Here is a 19144-nt window from a genome sequence, read left to right as displayed (position 1 = left end):
CGTATGATGCAAAGTAAATTTATTCTTCAGTTTGTCCAAAATATAGCCTGCGCTTTCCGGGATATTTCACAAACACATAATCCGCTTCATACTGCCTGACTCCTTCATACTCTGTAATTTTCCCGTATTTTTAACGCTAAATCATTCATCCATGCGCTTGCCCGCTTTGATTGCCGGTATTTTGCTCTCCCACACCATGTTTGCTCAATCCGCCGCTCCCTTCGACCTCCAGGGCCACCGTGGCTGCCGCGGACTGATGCCGGAAAACTCGATTCCCGCGTTTAAAAAAGCTTTGGATCTGGGCGTGACGACGCTGGAGCTGGACGTAGTGATCAGCCAGGACCGGCAGGTGGTGGTATCGCACGAACCGTACATGAACGCGGCGTACTGCCTGACGCCCGGCGGGCAGCCAGTGGATAAAAAGTCGGAAAAAAATCTGAATCTGTTTCGGATGACCTACGACCAGATAAAACAATACGACTGTGGGTCCGCCGGAAACCCCTCGTATCCGGAGCAGGAAAAAATAAAAGTGGCCAAACCGCTGCTGAAAGATGTCATTCGGGAGGCAGAAGCGTACCGGAAAAGTAAAAACCTGCCGCCGGTTTCATTTAACATTGAGATCAAAAGCGACCAAAAAGAATACGGCGTGTCGCAGCCGGCCGTTGACGAATTTTCCGACCTGGTACACGGGGTAATAGCCGAACAACTTCCGGCTGAGCGCGTTATACTGCAGAGTTTCGATTTCAACGTCCTGAAACACTGGAAAAAGGAGATAGAAGCGGGCCGCTACCGAAAGGTCCGGCTGGCCGCTTTGGTGTCGAATCAAAGAAGCTGGGAAACGCATCTGGACGAGCTTGGCTTCGTGCCCGACGTCTACAGTCCGAACCACCTGCTGCTGGGGAAAACAAAAATCCAGGCGCTGCAAAAGCGGGGAATACAGGTGATTCCGTGGACCGTTAACGATGCCGAACGGATGAAGAAGCTGAAAAACTGGGGCGTTGACGGACTCATTACCGATTACCCCGACCGGGCGAAAGGTTTGTAAGTTTATTTATATTTACCAAAAAGCATCCAATATGACCTTGCTAAATACCACACTCAAATGGCTCCTGAAGCGGCGTTTACCGCGCCTGGAGTACATGATGAAGCATCCGGAGGAAATCCAGCAAGGCGTATTTCGACAACTAATCGAAAAAGGAAAACGAACCGAATTTGGGCGGCAGCACCAGTTTTCGGACATCCGCACCATCCGCGGATTTCAGGAACGGGTGCCCGTTTCGGCCTATGAAGACCTGTTTCCGTACATCGAACGGGTCATGAAAGGCGAACGGAATGTGCTCTGGCCAACGCCGATCCACTGGTTTTCCAAATCGTCCGGCACCACCAACGCCCGGAGTAAGTTCATTCCCGTTTCGCAGGAATCCCTGGACGAATGTCATTTTCGCGGCGGCAAGGACCTGATGGCGTTTTACATCGCCAACCGGCCCGAAAGTAAGGTCTTCGAAGGCAAGGGCGTTTCCATCGGCGGCAGTCTGCACGACAACCCGTACAGCAGTCACGGCTTCGCGGGCGACGTATCGGCCGTGATTATGAAAAACCTGCCCACCTGGGGCCAGTACATCCGCACGCCGCCTCTCGAAGTGGCCCTGATGGGCGAATGGGAGGCGAAGATTGAGCGCATGGCGGAAATCACCTCGAAGGAAAACGTCACGAGCATCCTCGGCGTACCAACTTGGACGCTGGTGCTGCTCGAACGGATTCTGCAACTGACGGGCAAGCGTAATATTCTGGAAGTCTGGCCGAATTTTGAAGTGTTCATTCACGGCGCCGTGGCTTTCCAGCCGTACCGGGATTTGTTTTCGCACGATGTTTTCCCGTCGAAAGACATTACCTACCTCGAAACGTACAACGCGTCCGAAGGCTTCTTTGCCGTGCAGGACGACCTGAGCCGGATTGGCGAGATGATGCTGATGCTCGATTACGGCATTTTCTACGAGTTTGTTCCAGTGGAGCAGGCCGAAGACCCGTATCCGCGCGCGCTGACCATCGACGAGGTGGAAATTGATAAAAATTACGCCCTCGTCATCTCGACGAACGGCGGGCTGTGGCGCTACCGCGTCGGCGATACGGTACGCTTTACGTCGCTGTATCCGCACCGGCTGAAAGTCAGCGGCCGGACGAAGCATTTCATTAATGCCTTTGGCGAGGAAGTGATCGTGGAAAATGCCGAAACGGCCATTACCCGGGCCTGTGAGGCTACGGGCGCGGCGGTCAGCGACTATACGGCGGGTCCGGTGTACATGGGCAGCGGCACGCATGGCCGCCACGAGTGGGTCATCGAGTTCAGCCACGACCCCGACGACCAGGAGCGTTTCAACCAGATTCTGGACGAAACCCTGCGGCAGGTGAACTCCGACTACGACGCCAAGCGCTACAACGATATGGTGCTCAAGGAACCTATTGTCCACGTTGTGCCTCGCGGCACGTTCTACGCCTGGATGGGCAATCGCGGCAAGCTGGGCGGACAGCACAAGGTACCCCGCCTGAGCAACAGCCGGGAGTATCTGGACGATATTCTGAACCGCGCAGCGGACCGGCTGGATTACGCGGACTAAACCGGACCGGGATTAACGAAGATTTACCAGATTTACCCTGAATGGCTTTGCCTAGTTGAATCAGGGTAAATTTGCTGAATCTGCGTCAATCCCGACGGTCCGCCGCGCGGTTCTGATTACGCCCTCACCAGTCCTTTCGCCAGCAGAAAATCATTCGTCAGCACTTCTTTATCCGGATTCAGGACGGTTTGTTTCAGCACTTCACAGATAAAGACCTCGTGGTCGCCGCCGTCGACGGAGCGGACGACCCGGCATTGTGCGTAGCCGACGGCTTCGGACAGATACGGACAGCCCCGTTCGTCGAGGGCGTGCGGCAGGCATTTGAACTTGTCGGTTTCCCGGCCCGACTTGCGGCCTAATCGGGCAATCAGTGCGGTCTGGTCCCGGGCCAGCAGGTTCACATTCAGCAGACCACTTTCCCGCACCAGTTCGATGGTGTAATCGATTTTGTACAGGGCCACGGCCAGCATGCCGCCGCCCAGTTGTGTCGGCATGACCCAAGTGGCGATGTTGGCGTTTTTTCGTTCGCCGGATACCGTCGTGATGGAGTGAACGTCGTAATTTTTGTACTTCAGCAGGCGCTTGGGCATTTTTATGATGGGTTTGTTCGCGCAGAGGGTCGGTTCGCGCAGATTTACACGGATTTCCTTCGCAGATTTACACGGAAATATTCTGTTGTAATCTGCGCGAAAGATTTCCGTATTTTTGTACTGAACAAAGATTTCCGGCTGTCTGTTATGAAGCTGGCGCCGCACCATAAGCCGCCAGACGGAACCCCGACGACCGACCACTTGTCCGATGAAATCATTCAACATTCCTGATTATTACCGTAGCCGGATCATTAGTCCGCTCAAAGAATACCGCCGCAAACGGGACAAACTGAAACGCGACTTTGCCCCTACCGTGCTGGATTTCGGCCCCGTCCGCTTCCTGATCGCCCGGCATTTTGGGTTCTGCTACGGTGTAGAGAACGCTATCGAAATTGCCTACAAAGCGATATCGGAGAACGTCGGCAAGCGGATTTTTCTGCTGAGCGAAATGATTCACAACCCGGATGTCAACCGGGATTTGCTGGACCGCGGGGTTCGGTTCATCATGGATACCAAAGGGCAGCAGCTGATTGCGTGGGACGAACTTACCGCCGATGACATTGTGATTGTTCCGGCGTTCGGGACCACGCTGGAGATTCAGCAGCGGCTGGCGGAAATCGGCGTCAATGTAGACCGCTACGACACGACCTGCCCGTTCGTCGAAAAAGTCTGGAACAAGGCCAACCAGATTGGCAAAAAAGCGTATACCGTTGTTGTGCACGGCAAGCCGACGCATGAAGAAACGCGCGCCACGTTCTCGCACAGCAAGGAAGGCGCCCCGACGGTGGTCGTCAAAGATATGAAGCAGACCGAGCGTTTGGCCCGGTACATCCTCGGCGAACTGCCCCGCGAGCAGTTTTTTGAGGAATTCGCCGGTCAGTATTCCGAAGGTTTCGACCCCGACCGGGATTTGCAGCGCATCGGCGTCGTCAACCAGACGACCATGCTGGCTTCGGACACGCAGGGAATTGCGGACTACCTCAAGCAGGTGATGGTGCAGAAGTTCGGCCTGTCGATGGAAGATGCCGAGGAACGGTTTGCCAATACCCGCGATACGCTCTGCTACGCCACCAACGACAACCAGGACGCCACCTACGCCCTGCTGACGTTTCCGGCGCATCTGGCTATCGTCGCCGGGGGCTACAACAGTTCGAACACGTCCCACATTGTGGAGCTTTGCGAAGAAAAACTGCCGACCTATTTCATCGAGTCCGAACAGAAGATTCTGTCTCCGACGCTGATCCGGCATTTCAACCTGCACACCAAAGAAGAGGTGGTTACCGAAAATTTCCTCCCGTCCGACGAGCCGGTAACGATTCTGCTCACCTGCGGCGCCTCCTGCCCTGATGCGGTGGTGGAGGGCATTCTGACCAAAATTGTCGGTTATTTCAAGGACGCCAAATCGGTTGATGAGGTGATGGCGGCTTTCGCCGAATAAATCCTCCAAAATCCCATAAAAAGGAATGCCATATCTCGGAGATATGGCATTCCTTTTTATGGGATTTTGATATCCAGCCGCGCCGGGGCACTTTCGTTGTGCATCCGGTCAACGGCCGTCAACACATAGGTGTATTTTTTGTCCGGCTCGGCCGTCCGGTCGACGTACCGGTTCGTCTGTTCACCAATGCACAGGGCCAGAATGTGGCGCGGGTCTTCGGTGGTCAGTTTATCCATCTCGGCGAAGCGGTACAGGACATAATACCGAACGGCATCCCCATCGGCGGCGTTCTCCGGCTTTTGCCAGGCCAGCTCCACCCCGCCGGGTGTCGGCATGGCTTTCAGGGACCGCGGCGGATACGGCGGTTCGGCATCTTTCCAGGGCATCGCCGGCACCAGCGCCGGAAAACGGTAAAGGTCGGTCAGCAGCGAATCCCGAAAACTGTACGGGTTATTCATGAGCGACCTGGAACTGAAATAAATGCTTCCGTGCACGGACGGATACTGCCGGTTGTACCGGACCTGTCCCGGCATTTCGGCGGGGTCAAACCACTTTTTATCCCGCTCCCGAACATTTCCCAGCCGGTACGTCCCGTGGCCGATGTACAGATGGCGGTTGAAACTGTTTTTCGACCACCAGTTGACCAGCGCCCGGTACGGCACTTTGTCGAAGCCGGAACTGAAATACACCTGCGGCGCTACGTAATCGACCCAGCCTTCCTTGACCCACTTCCGCACGTCGGCGTAGAGGTTGTAGTAAGCCGTCATGCCGCCGAAAGTCGGAGAGCCTTCGGGGTCCTGGGCCTGATTTTTCCAGACGCCAAACGGGCTGATTCCAAATTTCACGTACGGTTTGATGGTCTGGATGGAGTCATGAAGCTGATGGATGAGCTTATCGACGTTGGCCCGCCGCCAGTCTTCTTTTTTAAGCCCGGTGGTGTTGAGCACCCGGTAGGTCGAGTCGTCGTTGAAAATCTGCCCCGGCACGTGATAGGGATAGAAGTAATCGTCGAAATGAATGCCGTCCACGTCGTAGTTGCGCAGCACGTTCGTGACAATGCCGGTTACGTAGGAACGCACTTCGGGAAGGCCCAGATTGAACAGTTTGCGGCCGCCGTACGCCACCATCCAGTCGGGGCGGCGGAGGCTGATGTGGTCCGGGGTGACAACGGTGTTTTTGCTGAAGGTAGCCCGGTCGAGGTTAAACCACGCGTGCAGTTCCATGCCCCGGCTGTGCGCCTCTTCGATCATGAACTCCAGCGGATCGTAGAACGGCTCGGGCGCACGGCCCTGCTGGCCCGTGAGCCAGACCGACCAGGGTTCCGAGCCCTTCGCGTAAAACGCATCCGCGGCCGCCCGCACCTGCACGATCACGGCGTTGATGCCCGCCCGCTGGTGCATGTCCAGCATCCGCTGAAATTCCACCTTTTGGCTGTCGGCGGGCAGGCCGCGGCGGCTGGGCCAGTCGATGTTGTCCACCGTTGCAATCCAGACGGCCCGGAATTCCCGTTTTGGCGGGGGCGGAGCCGTGGGGGCGGGAGCCGGCCAGTCGAAGAACCACCAGAACGCAGTCAATAATAAAGGCAGAAAACGGGCCAGCAGAAGCATACGGCGAGAAAAAGGTAATTTCAAACGAATATAAAGCGTTTATCAGACAAATTCCGTTCCGGTTTTATGGCGACGGCAGCGTTCGCTGCAATAAATCACGCTTTCCCAGTTCCGCTCCCACTTTTTCCGCCACAGAAAAGGCTTTCCGCAAACAGGACAAATTTTTGACGGCAGGTCTGACTTCTTACGCATCTTCATAACGAAAATGGCACGATTTTTTAGTGTATTTATACGAAAAACCAAGTGTGCGTCGTAACAGTTACAGATACAGAGGCATTTGGCTTATCAGGCAATTGCCTTAATTTTGAATGGAATCAGACTTCGTAAAACAAACCTTATTCTACTTTTTGGTAGAAAATCCATATTTTTTTAGAAAATTTAAAGGATTCGGTTACATTTGCGCCGTCTGTATGGTTGGATAAAGTTTACAAAAACATGTCAGTTAGCAAACTCGATCAGATTGATCGTAAGGTTTTAGAAATTCTTCAGTCGAACGGCAGAATAACCAACGCGCAGCTTTCCAAGGAAATCGGCCTTTCGCCCGCCCCGACGCTCGAACGCGTCAAAAAACTGGAAACCTCGGGCATTATTCAGAGCTACCACGCCCAGCTTAATCGTGAAAAAGTAGGTCTTGGCGTTACCACGTTTGTGCAGGTAACCCTCGTCGGTCATAAGAAGCAGGTAACCGAATCGTTCGTGTCCAAGGTGATGGGCATTCCGGAGATCATCGAATGCCACCACATCACCGGCTCCGGCGACTTTCTGCTGAAAGTGATCGCAAAAGATATTTCGTCGTACCAGGTACTGATGCTGGAAAAGATCAACGAAATCGAAGAAGTGGCCAGCACGCAGACCATGGTCATTCTCTCGACCTTCAAAGAAAGCAAAGTACTGCCCATCCCCTGATTCAGTTAAGAGTTATGAGTTAAGAATTAAGAGTTAGCTTCGCTCAGTGAGATTACCTGATTAAGCGAAGCCAACTCTTAATTCTTAACTCATAACTCTTAATTCCTTTTCCTCCGTTCTTCCCGCCGCGATTTCTTCGTGTTTTTCATCGCTTCTTTCGCCTCTTTGTACTGCGACGACTTTTTGTCGGCTTTGTCCAGCACTTCCTTGAAGTAAGCGTTCGCCTGTTCGTAGTTCTTTTCGGCGGTGGCAATCTTGCCCAGCGCCAGCACGGACGCCCAGTAATAACCCGCATCAAACGAATTGGTCTGCTTGGCGAAGTCGATGGACTGCTGGTAAAACTGCTTCGCAACGGGCAGGTTGCGGTAATAATTATAGTTGATGTACGCGAGAATGTACGCGGCCGTCCGTCCGCTCACCGCTTCGTAGCCCGCGCGGCTCTCGCTTATTTTGTTCAGAATACTCCGGGAAGACGATTCCGCCTCGGCAATCTGGCCGCGCACAAAGGCCGTCCGGGCGTAGTAACGCTCGAAGAACGGGTTGTCCGGGTACTGCTGCCACATGTACTTCGCCAAATCATACGCTTTATCGTACTGGTTTTCCATGCTGTAGATCTGCAGCAGAAAATACCGGGCTTCGGTGCGGGTGTAGAAAGCGTTGTTTGACGTCTTTTCGAGCTGCTGAATGCCCTGCTGTTTGTTGCCTTTCGGGAAAAAGACCAGAATCGGCTTCAGCAGCGGATAGTTCTGCGGAATCCACTGGGCATAGTAGTTGAACAGCCCATCGCCAAACAGCAGTTCGGGGCTCAGGTCGCCGTTGCCTTTGCATTTGTCGAAGTACTTCAGGGCGTTTTTGCCGGCCAGTGTCGCTTTGGCCCACTTCTTCCGTTCGGAATACAGACGGCCTTTGAAGGCGTAGGCGGCCGACAGGAAGAAAGAAGCCTCCACCTTATCGTCCTTCTCATCGTACAGTTTCTCGGCTTTTGTGATGGTCGAGTCCATGTAAGCCAGGCACTTGTCGTCGTAGTCGGTAACGTCCGTATTCGGCACGATCTTCCACCACTCCGCCAGGCCCATCAGAAAATAGGGCATCGGGTGGTTGGGATACCGCAGCCGCAGCCAGCGAAACTCCTTGTCGGCTTCATAGAATTTGTAATTGTACAGGTTATTGATAGCCTCCGCCGACTCGATCTGAACACCGGGGTGCTTCAGGAGCATGTCGTATTTTTTGTCGAATTCCCGGGGATCGTAGATCTGCGCCGAGGCCGAAACAGCCAGCAGCGTACCCAGTAAAACGCCAACCAATGCTTTCATTGAACAGTGTATCATCTTTCGCCTTATCAACGTAAACTTTCGCCAATCAGTTTATTGGTTAAAAACTTTTAACCTACAGACCCGCTGCTGTACCTTTGTCTTTTGCTTCGCTATGCTGACAGTTAAAGACAAGACCTTCGTTCCGTTCATTGACAAAGCCACGCTTGAGAGCCGAATCGCCTCCTTAGCCGTCCGAATTGATGAAGATTACCGGGATAAAGAGCCGCTGATTGTGGTGGTTCTGAACGGCGCCTTCATGTTCGCCGCCGAACTGATGAAGAACCTGACCGTTCCGTGCCGCATTACCTTTATCCGCGTCGGCTCGTATGCCCAGACGCAGTCAACGGGCGTGGTCCGTCAGATTCTCGGCCTGCACGAATCGCTGGAGGGGGAAGACGTCATTCTGGTGGAAGATATTGTTGACACCGGCCTGACCATCCGGCAGGTCCGGCAGCAGATCGAATCCCAGCACCCGGCCTCGGTCAGAATTGCCACGCTGCTCTTCAAGCCCGAAGCGTTGCAAACGGAAGTCAATCTGGATTACGTCGGCTTTGAAATCGAAAACCGGTTTGTCCTCGGCTTCGGTCTCGACTACGACGGATTCGGCCGGAATACGAAAGAAATATTAGTGTTACAATAAGTCGTAAGTGGCTCCGCCGTTTCCTAACCTGGCGGAGCCACTTGCGACCGCAGCGGCGGACCGCTTACGACTTATTTTAGTTGTCCTTCAATCCAGTTGAGGCCGCGTCCGAAGAGTGCTTTGGCGAATCTGACCTGATTGTCGAAGGCTTCGTTTTCTGTCTTCTCGTCGTTCAGGAACTGACGGATCAGCCGGGCGTTGTCGTGCGGCTGCGGGTTCACGACGGATTCGTCGCTTTCGGTACGGTACTCCGTAAACGTCGGCAGATCGGCGTCAAAATTCTGGAAGAACAGATGCCCCTGGGGCGTCCGGACGGCGCAAAGAACGCCGCTGCTCCGGCTCGTCGACGGCGCCAGGCTGCCTTCCAGGCCCCGCTTCAGCACCATCACGGCATCAAACCCGGCCATCAGCGCAAGTTCCGCCATTTTCATCTGGTAGGTAATGTGAAAAACGGAAGTCACCAGCACCCGCGCCGAACACGGATTGAGCAGCTTTTCCAGCGTTGACAGAAACGGCCGTTTGAGGAGCGTCCGGCGGCGGTTCACCCAGCGGTCGAGCGCCGGCGACAGGGCTTTCTGGTCGAGGACCCAGCCGTACGGGTCGGGCGGCGTATCGAGTTCATGGTTGCTTTGCAGCATCGGGCAGCCAAGGTGCAGAAACAGGTCGTGGGCGTTCAGGGTGTATTTGGGCCCCGGCGTCCGGCCGACCATCGACACCACGCCGTAGCCGCGGCTTTCGAAAAAATTGGCCAGCAGCGGCGTAATCAGATACGAGTGCTCCACCCCGTCGAACGGTTCGGCCAGTTGCAGCAGCGGGCGGGTGACGCAGGCAATCTGCTGAAACCCCGGCGTGATGGTCTGCATCGTGGCCTCGTACAGCCCGCGGTATTCGTCGTTGGTTTCGTGCCGCACCCGCAGGATGCTCACGGCCAGTCCCCGAAACACTTCGCAGCATTCGGAGGAGTAACTTTCGTCAAACAGAAAATCGCCCAGTTGATGCGCCTCGCTGGGTTTCAGCGAATGGTCGTTCCGCAGCAGTTTGGTGGCAATCGGAAACAGCTTGGGCGGCAGGTCCGGACACAGTTTGTTAATCAGGAAGGTCGGATGGGCAAAAGCGCCTTTTCCCCATAAATTCTCCAGCGTCTGCTCCTCTGCGGTCGGCCCTTTCGCCAGCAGGGCACCGATGAAGGCCCCTTTCTGCAGCGGATCGGCATCGGTGAGCAGGGATTGACGGCACTCCGCAATCAGTTCCGGCGTAAGATTTTTACTGCCGTTTTTGCCAATGCCGATCAGTTTGATGGCCCGTCCCAGAGCAGTAGCGGTCGGATCGGGTGCGGTGGCGAGGCGGTTCATGAACGACATAACGTGGGCAGGTAGATGAGGTACACACATCAAAGATAGGAAATGACACCTATTAATTTTGCCCAGGCCGCTTAATCCATGAAATTATTTGGCGGAACGACGCGAAGGCAGCACAAAACGTCGGTCGTGCCACGCTTTAGGGCTTCGTTCCCACCGCGGACTGAACAGCAGGTAAACGACCACCGTGGACGTCACCCCGATCAGCGCCCCGGCATAGGCATCCTCGACAAAATGCTGGAACAGGTAAACGCGGGAGTAGCCCACTGCGGCCGCCAGCAGCGCGAAGAACCAGCCGCGGCCTTTTCGTTCGTCGAGCAGTGCCAGCAGACAGAACAGCGCAAAGGCGGACGTGGTGTGCCCGGACGGAAAACTGTTGAAGCTGTGCAAATCCAGCCCTTCGATGGTGCGGAAATTCCAGCCGGAGTTTTCAAAAAACTTGGACGGACGCAGATTGTCCGGAAAGACGTAATGCTTCAGCCCCTGCGCCACCAGCGTCGACAGCAGAAAGCTGGCCAGCCCCATCACCGCGTACCGAAACGAGCGAAAAGCCAGCACAAGAACGACAAAGACGAAGAAGGCCCCGTCGCCCAGGTGCGTGATGGATTGAAACAAAAGGTCGCCCGCCGGATGAAAATGTTCGTTGACCCAGCGGATGAGTTCGGCTTTGGTATAGCGGAGCATCAGGCCACTGACGGCCAGCAGAAGGAGGAACCAGGTAACAAAAAAAGGGCGGTTGCCGAGCAGTAACTTCTTCATTCTGTTAAAAAAACACCGGCAAAGATACGAGCTTCCGGTTGCTGCGGGATGAAAACAAATGGCATATCTGAGCGATATGCCATTTGTTTTCATCCCGCAGCCGACAAATTACCGCTTGTTGTTTTCTGATTTAGAAATACTTCGTAACTTTGCGGACTATTTTTAGAGAGGACGTGAACGAGCTGAAGAAATACGACATTTCGATATTCGGGCTGGAGGATAAGGCACACGAATACGAGTTCGAGTCAGGCGATGCGTTCTTCGAGGCGATGGAGCAGGAACTGATTCAGCACGGGCAATTTAAAACCCACCTGAAGCTGGAGAAGTCTTCCACGATGATTCGGCTGGATTTCCACCTGGTGGGCGAAGTCGAACTCCTCTGCGACCGCACCCTCGAACCGTTCCGCGAACCCATTGACGTTCAGAACCGGATGTTTCTGAAGTTTGCGGACCATAACGAGGAACTGACCGACGAAATAGAACTGATCGCCTGGAATACGAAGGTCATCAACGTTGCCCGCTATATTTTCGACTTTATCGGACTTGCGCTTCCGGTGCGGAAACTCCATCCGCGCTTTCGCAACGAAGAGGAGGAGGACGACGATAGCGGGGAAGAAGGCCGGCTCATCTACTCCTCCGGCGGCGCTGCCGGTGAGGACGACGAGCAAGCACCCGAACCGCCCATCGACCCGCGCTGGGAGGCGCTCAGGAAGCTGAACGATAATTAAGCATTGAACAATCACGATAATACAACTAAGTAAAATAAGGTCATGGCACATCCCAAACGCAGACACTCAAGCACCCGCCGCGACAAGCGGAGAACGCACGATAAACTGACTTCGAAACAACTGTCGATCGATGCGACCACGGGCGAAATCCACGTTCGTCACCACGCGCACGTTTACGAAGGCAATTTGTATTACAAAGGCCGCCTCGTAATCGAGAACTACGCAAAGACGGCTTAATTCCCGTAGACAGGGGACAATAGACAGGAAACAGAGCACCGGGCCGTCCGAAAACCGGATTCTGCCTCTCTTTTGTCATTGTCTGTTCTCTTTTCGCTGCGTTTCCTTTACTCAAAAGTATTTCCCACAACACACCGGAACGTACAAACTGACCGTTGCCATGGGGGAAATACTTTTTTTTTGCCGGGCATGTACTAATTTTACACCTTCAATTGAGTTATAGCGTACCCAAACCTGTACAAATGAAAATTGCAGTGGATGCAATGGGCGGCGATTTCGCTCCCGAGGCAATAGTAGAAGGTGCCGTCTTGGCTGCCAGGGAATTACCGGAAGACGTAACGATTGTACTGGTCGGCAAACAGGCCGTCATTGAAGAGCTTCTTACCAAATATCAGCATACTGGTTCGCAGATTGAGGTAGTTCATGCCGAAGAGGTGGTGGAGATGGGCGAACACCCGACAAAAGCCCTTTCCCAGAAGCCCAATTCCAGCATCGGAGTTGGGTTTAAACTTTTACGGGAAAAACAGGTAGACGCCTTCTGCGGGGCAGGCAACACGGGCGCCATGCACGTAGGTGCCCTTTTCAGCATCAAAGCCATCGAAGGCGTACAGCGTCCCTGCATTGCGGGCTTCGTGCCGCAGGTTACCGGAGGCCACGCCATCATGCTGGACATCGGCGCCAATGCCGACTGTAAGCCCGAAATGCTCGAACAGTTCGGCGAAATCGGTTCTATCTACGCCCAGTATACCTTCGGCATCGACAAGCCCCGGGTGGCGCTGATGAACATCGGCGAGGAAGAACAGAAAGGCTCGCTGGTGGCCCAGGCGGCTCACCAAATGCTCAAAAACAACCGCAAAATTCACTTCATCGGCAACATTGAAGGCAAGGACATGTTTGTCGGCAAGGCGGACGTGATCGTGACCGACGGTTTTACGGGCAATATCCTGTTCAAGCTCGGCGAATCGTTGTACGAAGTGACGAAAGGACTTGGCATCAGCCACGAATTTATCGACAAAACCAACTACGAGTCGGTAGGCGGCAGTCCGATCGTCGGCGTGAACGGCAACGTCATCATTGCGCACGGCATCTCGACGCCCACGGCGATCAAGAACATGCTGCACATGACCCGAAAACAGGTAGAAACCAACGCATACCAGAAAATCGCACAAGCACTAAGCTAAAGCAATTATGAATTAAGAATTATGAATTATGAGCGGTCCGCCGCCGCGGTAGGCTCCGCCGTTCGGACTTCCTGCGTGCGTCAGCCCATTTTTAATTCTTCATTCTTCATTCTTCATTGAATAAAGTACCCCCGCAGTATGACCAAATTAAGAGCGGCAATTACCGGAGTCCACGGTTATGTACCGGACTACATTCTGACCAACGCGGAGTTGGAGAAGATGGTGGATACCAATGATGAATGGATTACTTCCCGCACTGGCATTAAAGAGCGCCATATTCTGAAAGGCGAAGGACAGGGTACGTCGCACATGGCCGCAGAAGCGGTTCGGGGTCTACTGGCAAAAACCAATACGCAGCCGGATGAAGTAGATTTACTAATTTGCGCCACCACCACGCCGGACTTCGTTTTTCCGTCGACGGCCAACCTGATTACCGACATGGTCGGAATCCGGTCGGTGGGCAGTTTCGATATTCAGGCGGCGTGCTCGGGGTTCCTGTACGCGCTGACCATCGGCACCCAGTTTATTGAAACCGGAAAGTACCGTAAAGTGGTGGTCGTCGGTGCGGATAAAATGTCGTCTATCATCGACTATACCGATCGGACAACCTGTGTACTGTTTGGCGACGGAGCCGGAGCCGTTCTTCTGGAGCCGAACGAAGAAGGCTATGGCATCCACGACTCGATCATCCGTTCGGACGGCGTCGGCCAGCATCACCTCTTCCAGAAAGCCGGAGGAAGCCGCTACCCGCCCTCGCACGAAACCATCGATAAACGGTGGCATTACGTGTACCAGGATGGCCCGTCGGTGTTTAAATTTGCCGTCAAAAACATGGCCGATGTGTCCGCCGAAATCATGGAACGCAACGGTCTGAAAGGCGAGGATGTCGCCTGGCTGGTCCCGCACCAGGCCAACAAACGCATCATCGAAGCCACCGCCAACCGCATGGGCGTCGGGATGGACAAAGTGATGCTGAATATCCATAAGTACGGAAATACCACGGCGGCCACCATCCCGCTGTGCCTTTTTGATTACGAATCCCAACTGCACAAAGGCGACAACCTCGTGCTCGCCGCCTTCGGAGGCGGGTTTACCTGGGGGTCGGTGTATGTGAAGTGGGCAATTTAAAGCGTTTTGCGTTGTCGGTTTTCAGTCTTCGGTTTTCTGTTGCTTCGCTAAAGCAAACGATTTGCTCGCAGCAGTACAACAGCAAACGCAAAACTGAAAACGGAAAACCTAAAACAGACAACGCAAAACAGTAAACTGATAACGGAAAACTAAGGAAAATGGCAACGACCGCAGACATTCGAAACGGGTTGGTACTCAACTTCAACAACGACTTATTCCAGATTACTGAATTCCAGCACGTGAAGCCCGGCAAGGGCGCGGCTTTCGTCCGCACCAAGCTGAAAAGCCTCACGACGGGCAAAGTACTGGACAACACCTTCAACTCCGGGGTGACGATCTATCCGGTTCGGGTAGAGCGCCGCAAGTTTCAGTACCTCTACAAGGACGAAGCGGGGTACAACTTCATGGACCAGGAGTCGTTCGACCAGATCAACATCGGCGAAAAGCTGATCGACGGGGCGGACCTCATGAAAGAAGGTCAGGAAGTGGAAATCCTGATTAATGCCGAAAATGAAACGCCCCTGACGTGCGAATTGCCGCCGTTCGTGGAAGTGGAAGTTACGTACGCCGAACCGGGCATCCGGGGCGATACGGCCAACAGCCCCAAGAAAAAAGTGGAAGTGGAAACCGGCGCCACCATCATGGTCCCGCTTTTCATTGAACAGGGCGACAAAATCCGCGTCGATACCCGCACTTACGATTACGTTGAACGAGTAAAATAACCGGCTTAGTCGTAAGTCGTAAGTCGTAAGTCGCAGGTGGCCTCGCCGCTTTCCGGGCTTACGACTCCCAGACTTACGACCTACGACTTTTTCTTATGGAAACCAGAGACATTCAGAAACTCATCGATTTCATTGCGCAGTCCGGACTGGACGAGGTAAACATTGAAACCAACGACCTCAAAATCAGCGTTAAGCGCTACGGTCAGGCGCCTTCGTCCTTTGTGCCTTCCGCCGCCCCGGCTCCGGTGCAGCAGGCCCTTCCGCAGTCGGTAGCCCCGGCTCCGGCGTCCGCGCCGGCTCCGCAGGCCGCACCGGCCGCCCCCGCCAAAGCGGACGAGTCGAACTACGTGACCATCAAATCCCCGATGATCGGTACGTTCTACCGCTCTTCGAGCCCCGACACGCCGTCCTTCGTGGAGGTAGGCAGCGAAGTCAAAACCGGCAAGGTCGTGTGCATCATCGAGGCCATGAAGCTGTTCAACGAAATCGAATCTGAAGTGTCCGGTCGGATCGTGAAAGTGCTGGTAGAAAACGCCACGCCGGTAGAATACGACCAGCCGTTGTTCCTTGTCGAACCCATGTAATCAATGAGCGAATGACTGAATGAGTGAATGAGTGAAAAAAGGCTCTGCTGGCTTTCAATCATTCAGTCATTCAGTCATTCGCTCATTCACTCATTATGTTTAAAAAAATCCTCATCGCTAACCGGGGCGAAATCGCGCTGCGGATCATCCGGACCTGCCGGGAAATGGGCATCAAAACGGTGGCCGTCTACTCGACAGCCGACCGCGACAGCCTGCACGTCCGGTTTGCCGACGAAGCCGTCTGCATCGGTCCGCCGGTCAGCCGTCAGTCATACCTCAACATTCCGAGTATCATTTCTGCGGCCGAAGTGACGGGCGCCGACGCGATTCACCCCGGCTACGGTTTTCTTTCCGAGAACGCGGAATTTTCGCAAATCTGCGCCGATTACGGCATCAAGTTCATCGGGGCGACCGCCGAGCAGATCAACGCCATGGGCGACAAGTCGACTGCGAAAGCAACCATGAAAGCCGCTGGTGTACCCGTTATCCCCGGCTCCGACGGCCTGCTGGAATCCATTGAAGAAGGCAAGCGCCTGGCCGCCGACATGGGTTACCCGGTCATCATTAAGGCTACGGCGGGCGGCGGCGGACGCGGCATGCGCATCATCCGCTCGGAAGGCGAATTTGAGAAAGCCTGGAACGACGCCAAAATGGAGTCCGGAGCGGCTTTCGGCAACGACGGTCTGTACCTCGAAAAATTCGTCGAAGAACCCCGTCACATCGAAATTCAGGTGGTGGGCGACCAGTACGGCAAAGTGTGCCACCTCTCGGAGCGCGACTGCTCGATCCAGCGGCGGCACCAGAAACTCGTCGAAGAAACGCCCTCTCCCATCGTTTCGGCCGAACTGCGGCAGCAGATGGGCGAAGCGGCCATCAAAGGAGCCTCGGCCATCGGCTACGAAGGTGCCGGCACCATCGAGTTCCTGGTCGATAAGCACGGGAAGTTCTACTTCATGGAGATGAACACCCGGATTCAGGTGGAGCACCCGATCACGGAAGAAGTGACGGATTTTGACCTCATCAAGGAACAGATCAAGGTAGCCGCGGGCGTTCCCATTTCGGGCCGCAACTACACGCCGAAGCTGTTTTCGATGGAGTGCCGGATCAACGCCGAAGACCCCATCAACGGCTTCCGTCCGTCGCCGGGCAAAATCACGAACCTGCACTTCCCCGGCGGCCACGGCGTCCGGATCGACAGCCACGTGTACAGCGGCTACACCATTCCGCCGAACTACGACTCGATGATTGCGAAACTGATCGTCACGGGCCAGTCGCGGGAGGAAGTCATCACGCGGATGAAGCGGGCGTTGCAGGAATTTGTCATCGAAGGCATCAAGACGACCATTCCGTTCCACATCAAGCTGATGGACGACCCGAAATTCCAGTCGGGCCAGTTCACAACGGCCTTCCTGGAAGGGTTTGACTTCTCGACGCTGTAAGGCGACTGTATCCCGGAGCGGTGCTTCGGGCAGATTCTTTCCCCGAAGCACCGCTCCGGGGTACAAACCAGAGCTCGGGAGGGCTCTGGTTTTTTAATGGCGACTCCTACCGTTCACGCAAAACCCTCGGATTTTCCGCATCTTTGCCGATTATACTAATACACAGTATATGCCTGATAACGCACTGGAAGGCTTCATACACGCCTTCTCGAATCTAAATACAGGGGGCGGAAGGATTAAAGAAAGTGCTCCTCACAAGCCCCTAGTCCTCCTTTCTGTTATTCAGGCATTTGAAAATGGGTTATTAACCGACAATCGGATTTTCATCACGCCAGAGCTTACCAGCCTATTCAAATCCAATTGGAACAACTTGGTTACGACCGGGCATACACTCAGCTTTGCCATGCCGTTTTTTCGCCTGAAAAACGAAGATGGCGGCTGGTGGAAGTTGATTTCTAATGCTGGATGTGAACTTTGGGTACAAACAGGTGATCTATCAAGCTTTAACAGTTTAAGTAACGCGGTGTCGTCCGCTGAAATTGACATCAAGCTCGCTGAGTTACTTCTCAATGCTACTTCCCGTAATGTTTTGAAACAAACTATCCTGGATCGATATTTCCCAGGTAAGTCCATTAGTTCTATTACTGACAAAAGCGCAGGTGTCGACGAGCTTAGACGCGAGATATTGGAAGAATCTCCAACTGAATACAGTAGCAAGTTGAAGGGCATGAAAAAGCGATTCAATACTGAAACTTACGAAATTGAGTTGTATGCTCGCGAAGCTGTGTTTAGACGTGAGATTGTCCGGCTTTACAACGATACGTGTTGCATCACTGGCGCTCGTGTATCAGCTCCCTATTCGTTCTCAATGGTTGATGCGTGCCACATTGTGCCCTTCTACAAGACGTTTAATAATCACCCAACCAACGGTATCGCGCTTTGCCCGAACCTACACCGCGCTTTTGACAAAGGAGCGATTTCAATTGACGACAACTACCGCCTTATTGCTTCACGGACGTTTGTGGAAAATGAAATTAGCCCTTACAGTTTAAAGTCACTAGTCGGCAAAGCAATTCAACTACCGATGGACGAACGGTATTGGCCAGATCCAGAAGCGTTTGCCTGGCATCGGCGGCACACCTTCAGGGCTTAGATGCGCTGGAATCTTTGTACTGACAGATTTGCTATAGGCAGAGCGTAGCCTGAAGGAGGTAGTGCCGGCAGCGGTCCATCGCTTTTACCATAATACAATTACATGCCGATTTATATCAGTGACCTTGATCGGATTTGGGCCGAAGACATTTAACCCAACTGCCTCCATTTTTTGTTATCTTAGCTGACAACTAACCGCATAGCGATGGAAGCAACGTTTGTTTTAAGGCCGGGGGAGCTTTCGGAGACACTTCTGGCTAAAATAGAAGCCCTCTTTGCGGATAATGACCAGCCGGTTACGGTAACGGTTAGGCAAGATGCCCCGCGCCGGTATGACCCTTCAGACGTCTTACGGCATATGCGGGAGTCTCGCGAAAAATATCCACCCCCTACAATTCCGTCTGACATAGACATCAATAAATTGATCGATGAAATAAACCGGGAGGGCAACTACTGATGGTTTACTTTGATACCGATGTGCTGGTTCATTACTATATGAAACAGGACCTTCGGAAACATCAAAAAGCTTTGCAACTTATTGAACAGGCCGTCGCTGACGGCCTGTTTCTTATTTCTACCTTATCGCTCAACGAACTATCCTTTGTGTTGGCAAAGCTTAAAATAAACCGGGATGTTATCAATAGTCACCTCTCCGAGCTTTACCTTACTAAGCCAGAAGCTATCTTGCTGAAGCATTTTAAACGGGCCGCTGAAATAGCTTATTAGGTTAGCTTTCATCATAGCAAC

General features: G+C 53.7%; 20 protein-coding genes. 14 read left to right on the top strand and 6 right to left on the bottom strand.

Translation table 11 applies throughout. From position 1 onward, the window contains the following. Positions 1–196: 196 nt before the first annotated feature. Together ORG26_RS12595 and ORG26_RS12590 are read left to right on the top strand one after the other, a co-directional pair. Complete coding sequence (locus ORG26_RS12595; protein ID WP_266362246.1) at positions 197–1045, top strand: glycerophosphodiester phosphodiesterase family protein; 849 nt, start codon at positions 197–199, stop codon at positions 1043–1045. Between the two features lie 31 nt (positions 1046–1076). After that, a complete protein-coding gene (locus ORG26_RS12590; protein ID WP_266362244.1) occupies positions 1077–2615 on the top strand; it encodes a GH3 auxin-responsive promoter family protein in 1539 nt (512 codons plus the stop codon). Positions 2616–2731: 116 nt separating this feature from the next. Here ORG26_RS12590 and ORG26_RS12585 read toward each other — a convergent pair whose 3' ends face one another. After that, positions 2732–3205: a flavin reductase family protein gene (locus ORG26_RS12585; RefSeq protein WP_266362242.1), complete on the bottom strand. Its 474-nt coding sequence runs from the start codon at positions 3203–3205 to the stop codon at positions 2732–2734. Between the two features lie 208 nt (positions 3206–3413). On the opposite strand from ORG26_RS12585, the gene ORG26_RS12580 reads away from it, so the two are divergent. Further along, positions 3414–4643, top strand: a complete 1230-nt coding sequence (locus ORG26_RS12580) for a 4-hydroxy-3-methylbut-2-enyl diphosphate reductase (RefSeq protein WP_266362240.1) — start codon at positions 3414–3416, stop codon at positions 4641–4643. A 56-nt stretch (positions 4644–4699) separates the two neighbouring features. Here the strand turns inward: ORG26_RS12580 and ORG26_RS12575 are convergent, their stop codons facing one another. Together ORG26_RS12575 and ORG26_RS23580 are read right to left on the bottom strand one after the other, a co-directional pair. After that, a complete protein-coding gene (locus ORG26_RS12575) occupies positions 4700–6250 on the bottom strand; it encodes a glycoside hydrolase family 10-like protein (RefSeq protein ID WP_266362238.1) in 1551 nt (516 codons plus the stop codon). Between the two features lie 42 nt (positions 6251–6292). Continuing rightward, the gene (locus ORG26_RS23580; RefSeq protein WP_323680750.1) at positions 6293–6442 is read right to left on the bottom strand and encodes a DUF2256 domain-containing protein; all 150 of its coding nucleotides are present in this window, start codon (positions 6440–6442) and stop codon (positions 6293–6295) included. A 243-nt stretch (positions 6443–6685) separates the two neighbouring features. On the opposite strand from ORG26_RS23580, the gene ORG26_RS12565 reads away from it, so the two are divergent. Beyond that, the gene (locus ORG26_RS12565; RefSeq protein WP_266362236.1) at positions 6686–7156 is read left to right on the top strand and encodes an Lrp/AsnC family transcriptional regulator; all 471 of its coding nucleotides are present in this window, start codon (positions 6686–6688) and stop codon (positions 7154–7156) included. Between the two features lie 98 nt (positions 7157–7254). Here the strand turns inward: ORG26_RS12565 and ORG26_RS12560 are convergent, their stop codons facing one another. Beyond that, complete coding sequence (locus ORG26_RS12560) at positions 7255–8469, bottom strand: tetratricopeptide repeat protein (protein ID WP_266362234.1); 1215 nt, start codon at positions 8467–8469, stop codon at positions 7255–7257. A 112-nt stretch (positions 8470–8581) separates the two neighbouring features. Between ORG26_RS12560 and hpt the strand changes: the two genes are divergently transcribed. Beyond that, positions 8582–9109 carry a hypoxanthine phosphoribosyltransferase gene (hpt, locus tag ORG26_RS12555; protein ID WP_266362232.1) on the top strand — a complete coding sequence of 176 codons (528 nt, stop codon included), beginning with the start codon at positions 8582–8584 and terminating at the stop codon, positions 9107–9109. A gap of 71 nt (positions 9110–9180) precedes the next feature. Here the strand turns inward: hpt and ORG26_RS12550 are convergent, their stop codons facing one another. Beyond that, complete coding sequence (locus ORG26_RS12550) at positions 9181–10470, bottom strand: anthranilate phosphoribosyltransferase (protein WP_266362230.1); 1290 nt, start codon at positions 10468–10470, stop codon at positions 9181–9183. A gap of 84 nt (positions 10471–10554) precedes the next feature. Beyond that, positions 10555–11226, bottom strand: a complete 672-nt coding sequence (locus tag ORG26_RS12545) for a phosphatase PAP2 family protein (RefSeq protein WP_266362228.1) — start codon at positions 11224–11226, stop codon at positions 10555–10557. A 173-nt stretch (positions 11227–11399) separates the two neighbouring features. Here ORG26_RS12545 and ORG26_RS12540 point away from each other — a divergent pair, with 173 nt between their 5' ends. From ORG26_RS12540 to ORG26_RS12500, 9 genes are all read left to right on the top strand, one after another. Beyond that, positions 11400–11954 (top strand): YceD family protein, encoded by a 555-nt coding sequence (locus ORG26_RS12540; protein WP_266362226.1) that lies wholly within the window; start codon positions 11400–11402, stop codon positions 11952–11954. A gap of 42 nt (positions 11955–11996) precedes the next feature. Next, positions 11997–12191 carry a 50S ribosomal protein L32 gene (gene rpmF / locus ORG26_RS12535; protein WP_266362224.1) on the top strand — a complete coding sequence of 65 codons (195 nt, stop codon included), beginning with the start codon at positions 11997–11999 and terminating at the stop codon, positions 12189–12191. Positions 12192–12433: 242 nt separating this feature from the next. Next, on the top strand, positions 12434–13372 hold the full coding sequence (gene plsX, locus ORG26_RS12530) for a phosphate acyltransferase PlsX (protein WP_266362222.1): 939 nt from the start codon (positions 12434–12436) through the stop codon (positions 13370–13372). Positions 13373–13510: 138 nt separating this feature from the next. Next, positions 13511–14500 (top strand): beta-ketoacyl-ACP synthase III, encoded by a 990-nt coding sequence (locus ORG26_RS12525; protein WP_266362220.1) that lies wholly within the window; start codon positions 13511–13513, stop codon positions 14498–14500. A 158-nt stretch (positions 14501–14658) separates the two neighbouring features. After that, on the top strand, positions 14659–15222 hold the full coding sequence (gene efp, locus ORG26_RS12520; protein ID WP_266362218.1) for an elongation factor P: 564 nt from the start codon (positions 14659–14661) through the stop codon (positions 15220–15222). A gap of 95 nt (positions 15223–15317) precedes the next feature. Then, positions 15318–15806, top strand: a complete 489-nt coding sequence (gene accB / locus ORG26_RS12515; RefSeq protein WP_266362216.1) for an acetyl-CoA carboxylase biotin carboxyl carrier protein — start codon at positions 15318–15320, stop codon at positions 15804–15806. Positions 15807–15901: 95 nt separating this feature from the next. Then, positions 15902–17245 (top strand): acetyl-CoA carboxylase biotin carboxylase subunit, encoded by a 1344-nt coding sequence (gene accC / locus ORG26_RS12510; protein WP_266362214.1) that lies wholly within the window; start codon positions 15902–15904, stop codon positions 17243–17245. Between the two features lie 169 nt (positions 17246–17414). Then, the gene (locus ORG26_RS12505) at positions 17415–18398 is read left to right on the top strand and encodes an HNH endonuclease (RefSeq protein ID WP_266362212.1); all 984 of its coding nucleotides are present in this window, start codon (positions 17415–17417) and stop codon (positions 18396–18398) included. Between the two features lie 455 nt (positions 18399–18853). Further along, on the top strand, positions 18854–19123 hold the full coding sequence (locus ORG26_RS12500) for a PIN domain-containing protein (RefSeq protein ID WP_323134248.1): 270 nt from the start codon (positions 18854–18856) through the stop codon (positions 19121–19123). Positions 19124–19144: the final 21 nt, after the last annotated feature.

Origin of the sequence: Tellurirhabdus rosea (assembly GCF_026278345.1) — a bacterium.
Classification (GTDB): domain Bacteria; phylum Bacteroidota; class Bacteroidia; order Cytophagales; family Spirosomataceae; genus Tellurirhabdus; species Tellurirhabdus rosea.
Note: the sequence above shows the minus strand (reverse complement) of the source record. Positions and strands in the feature narration are given on the sequence as shown.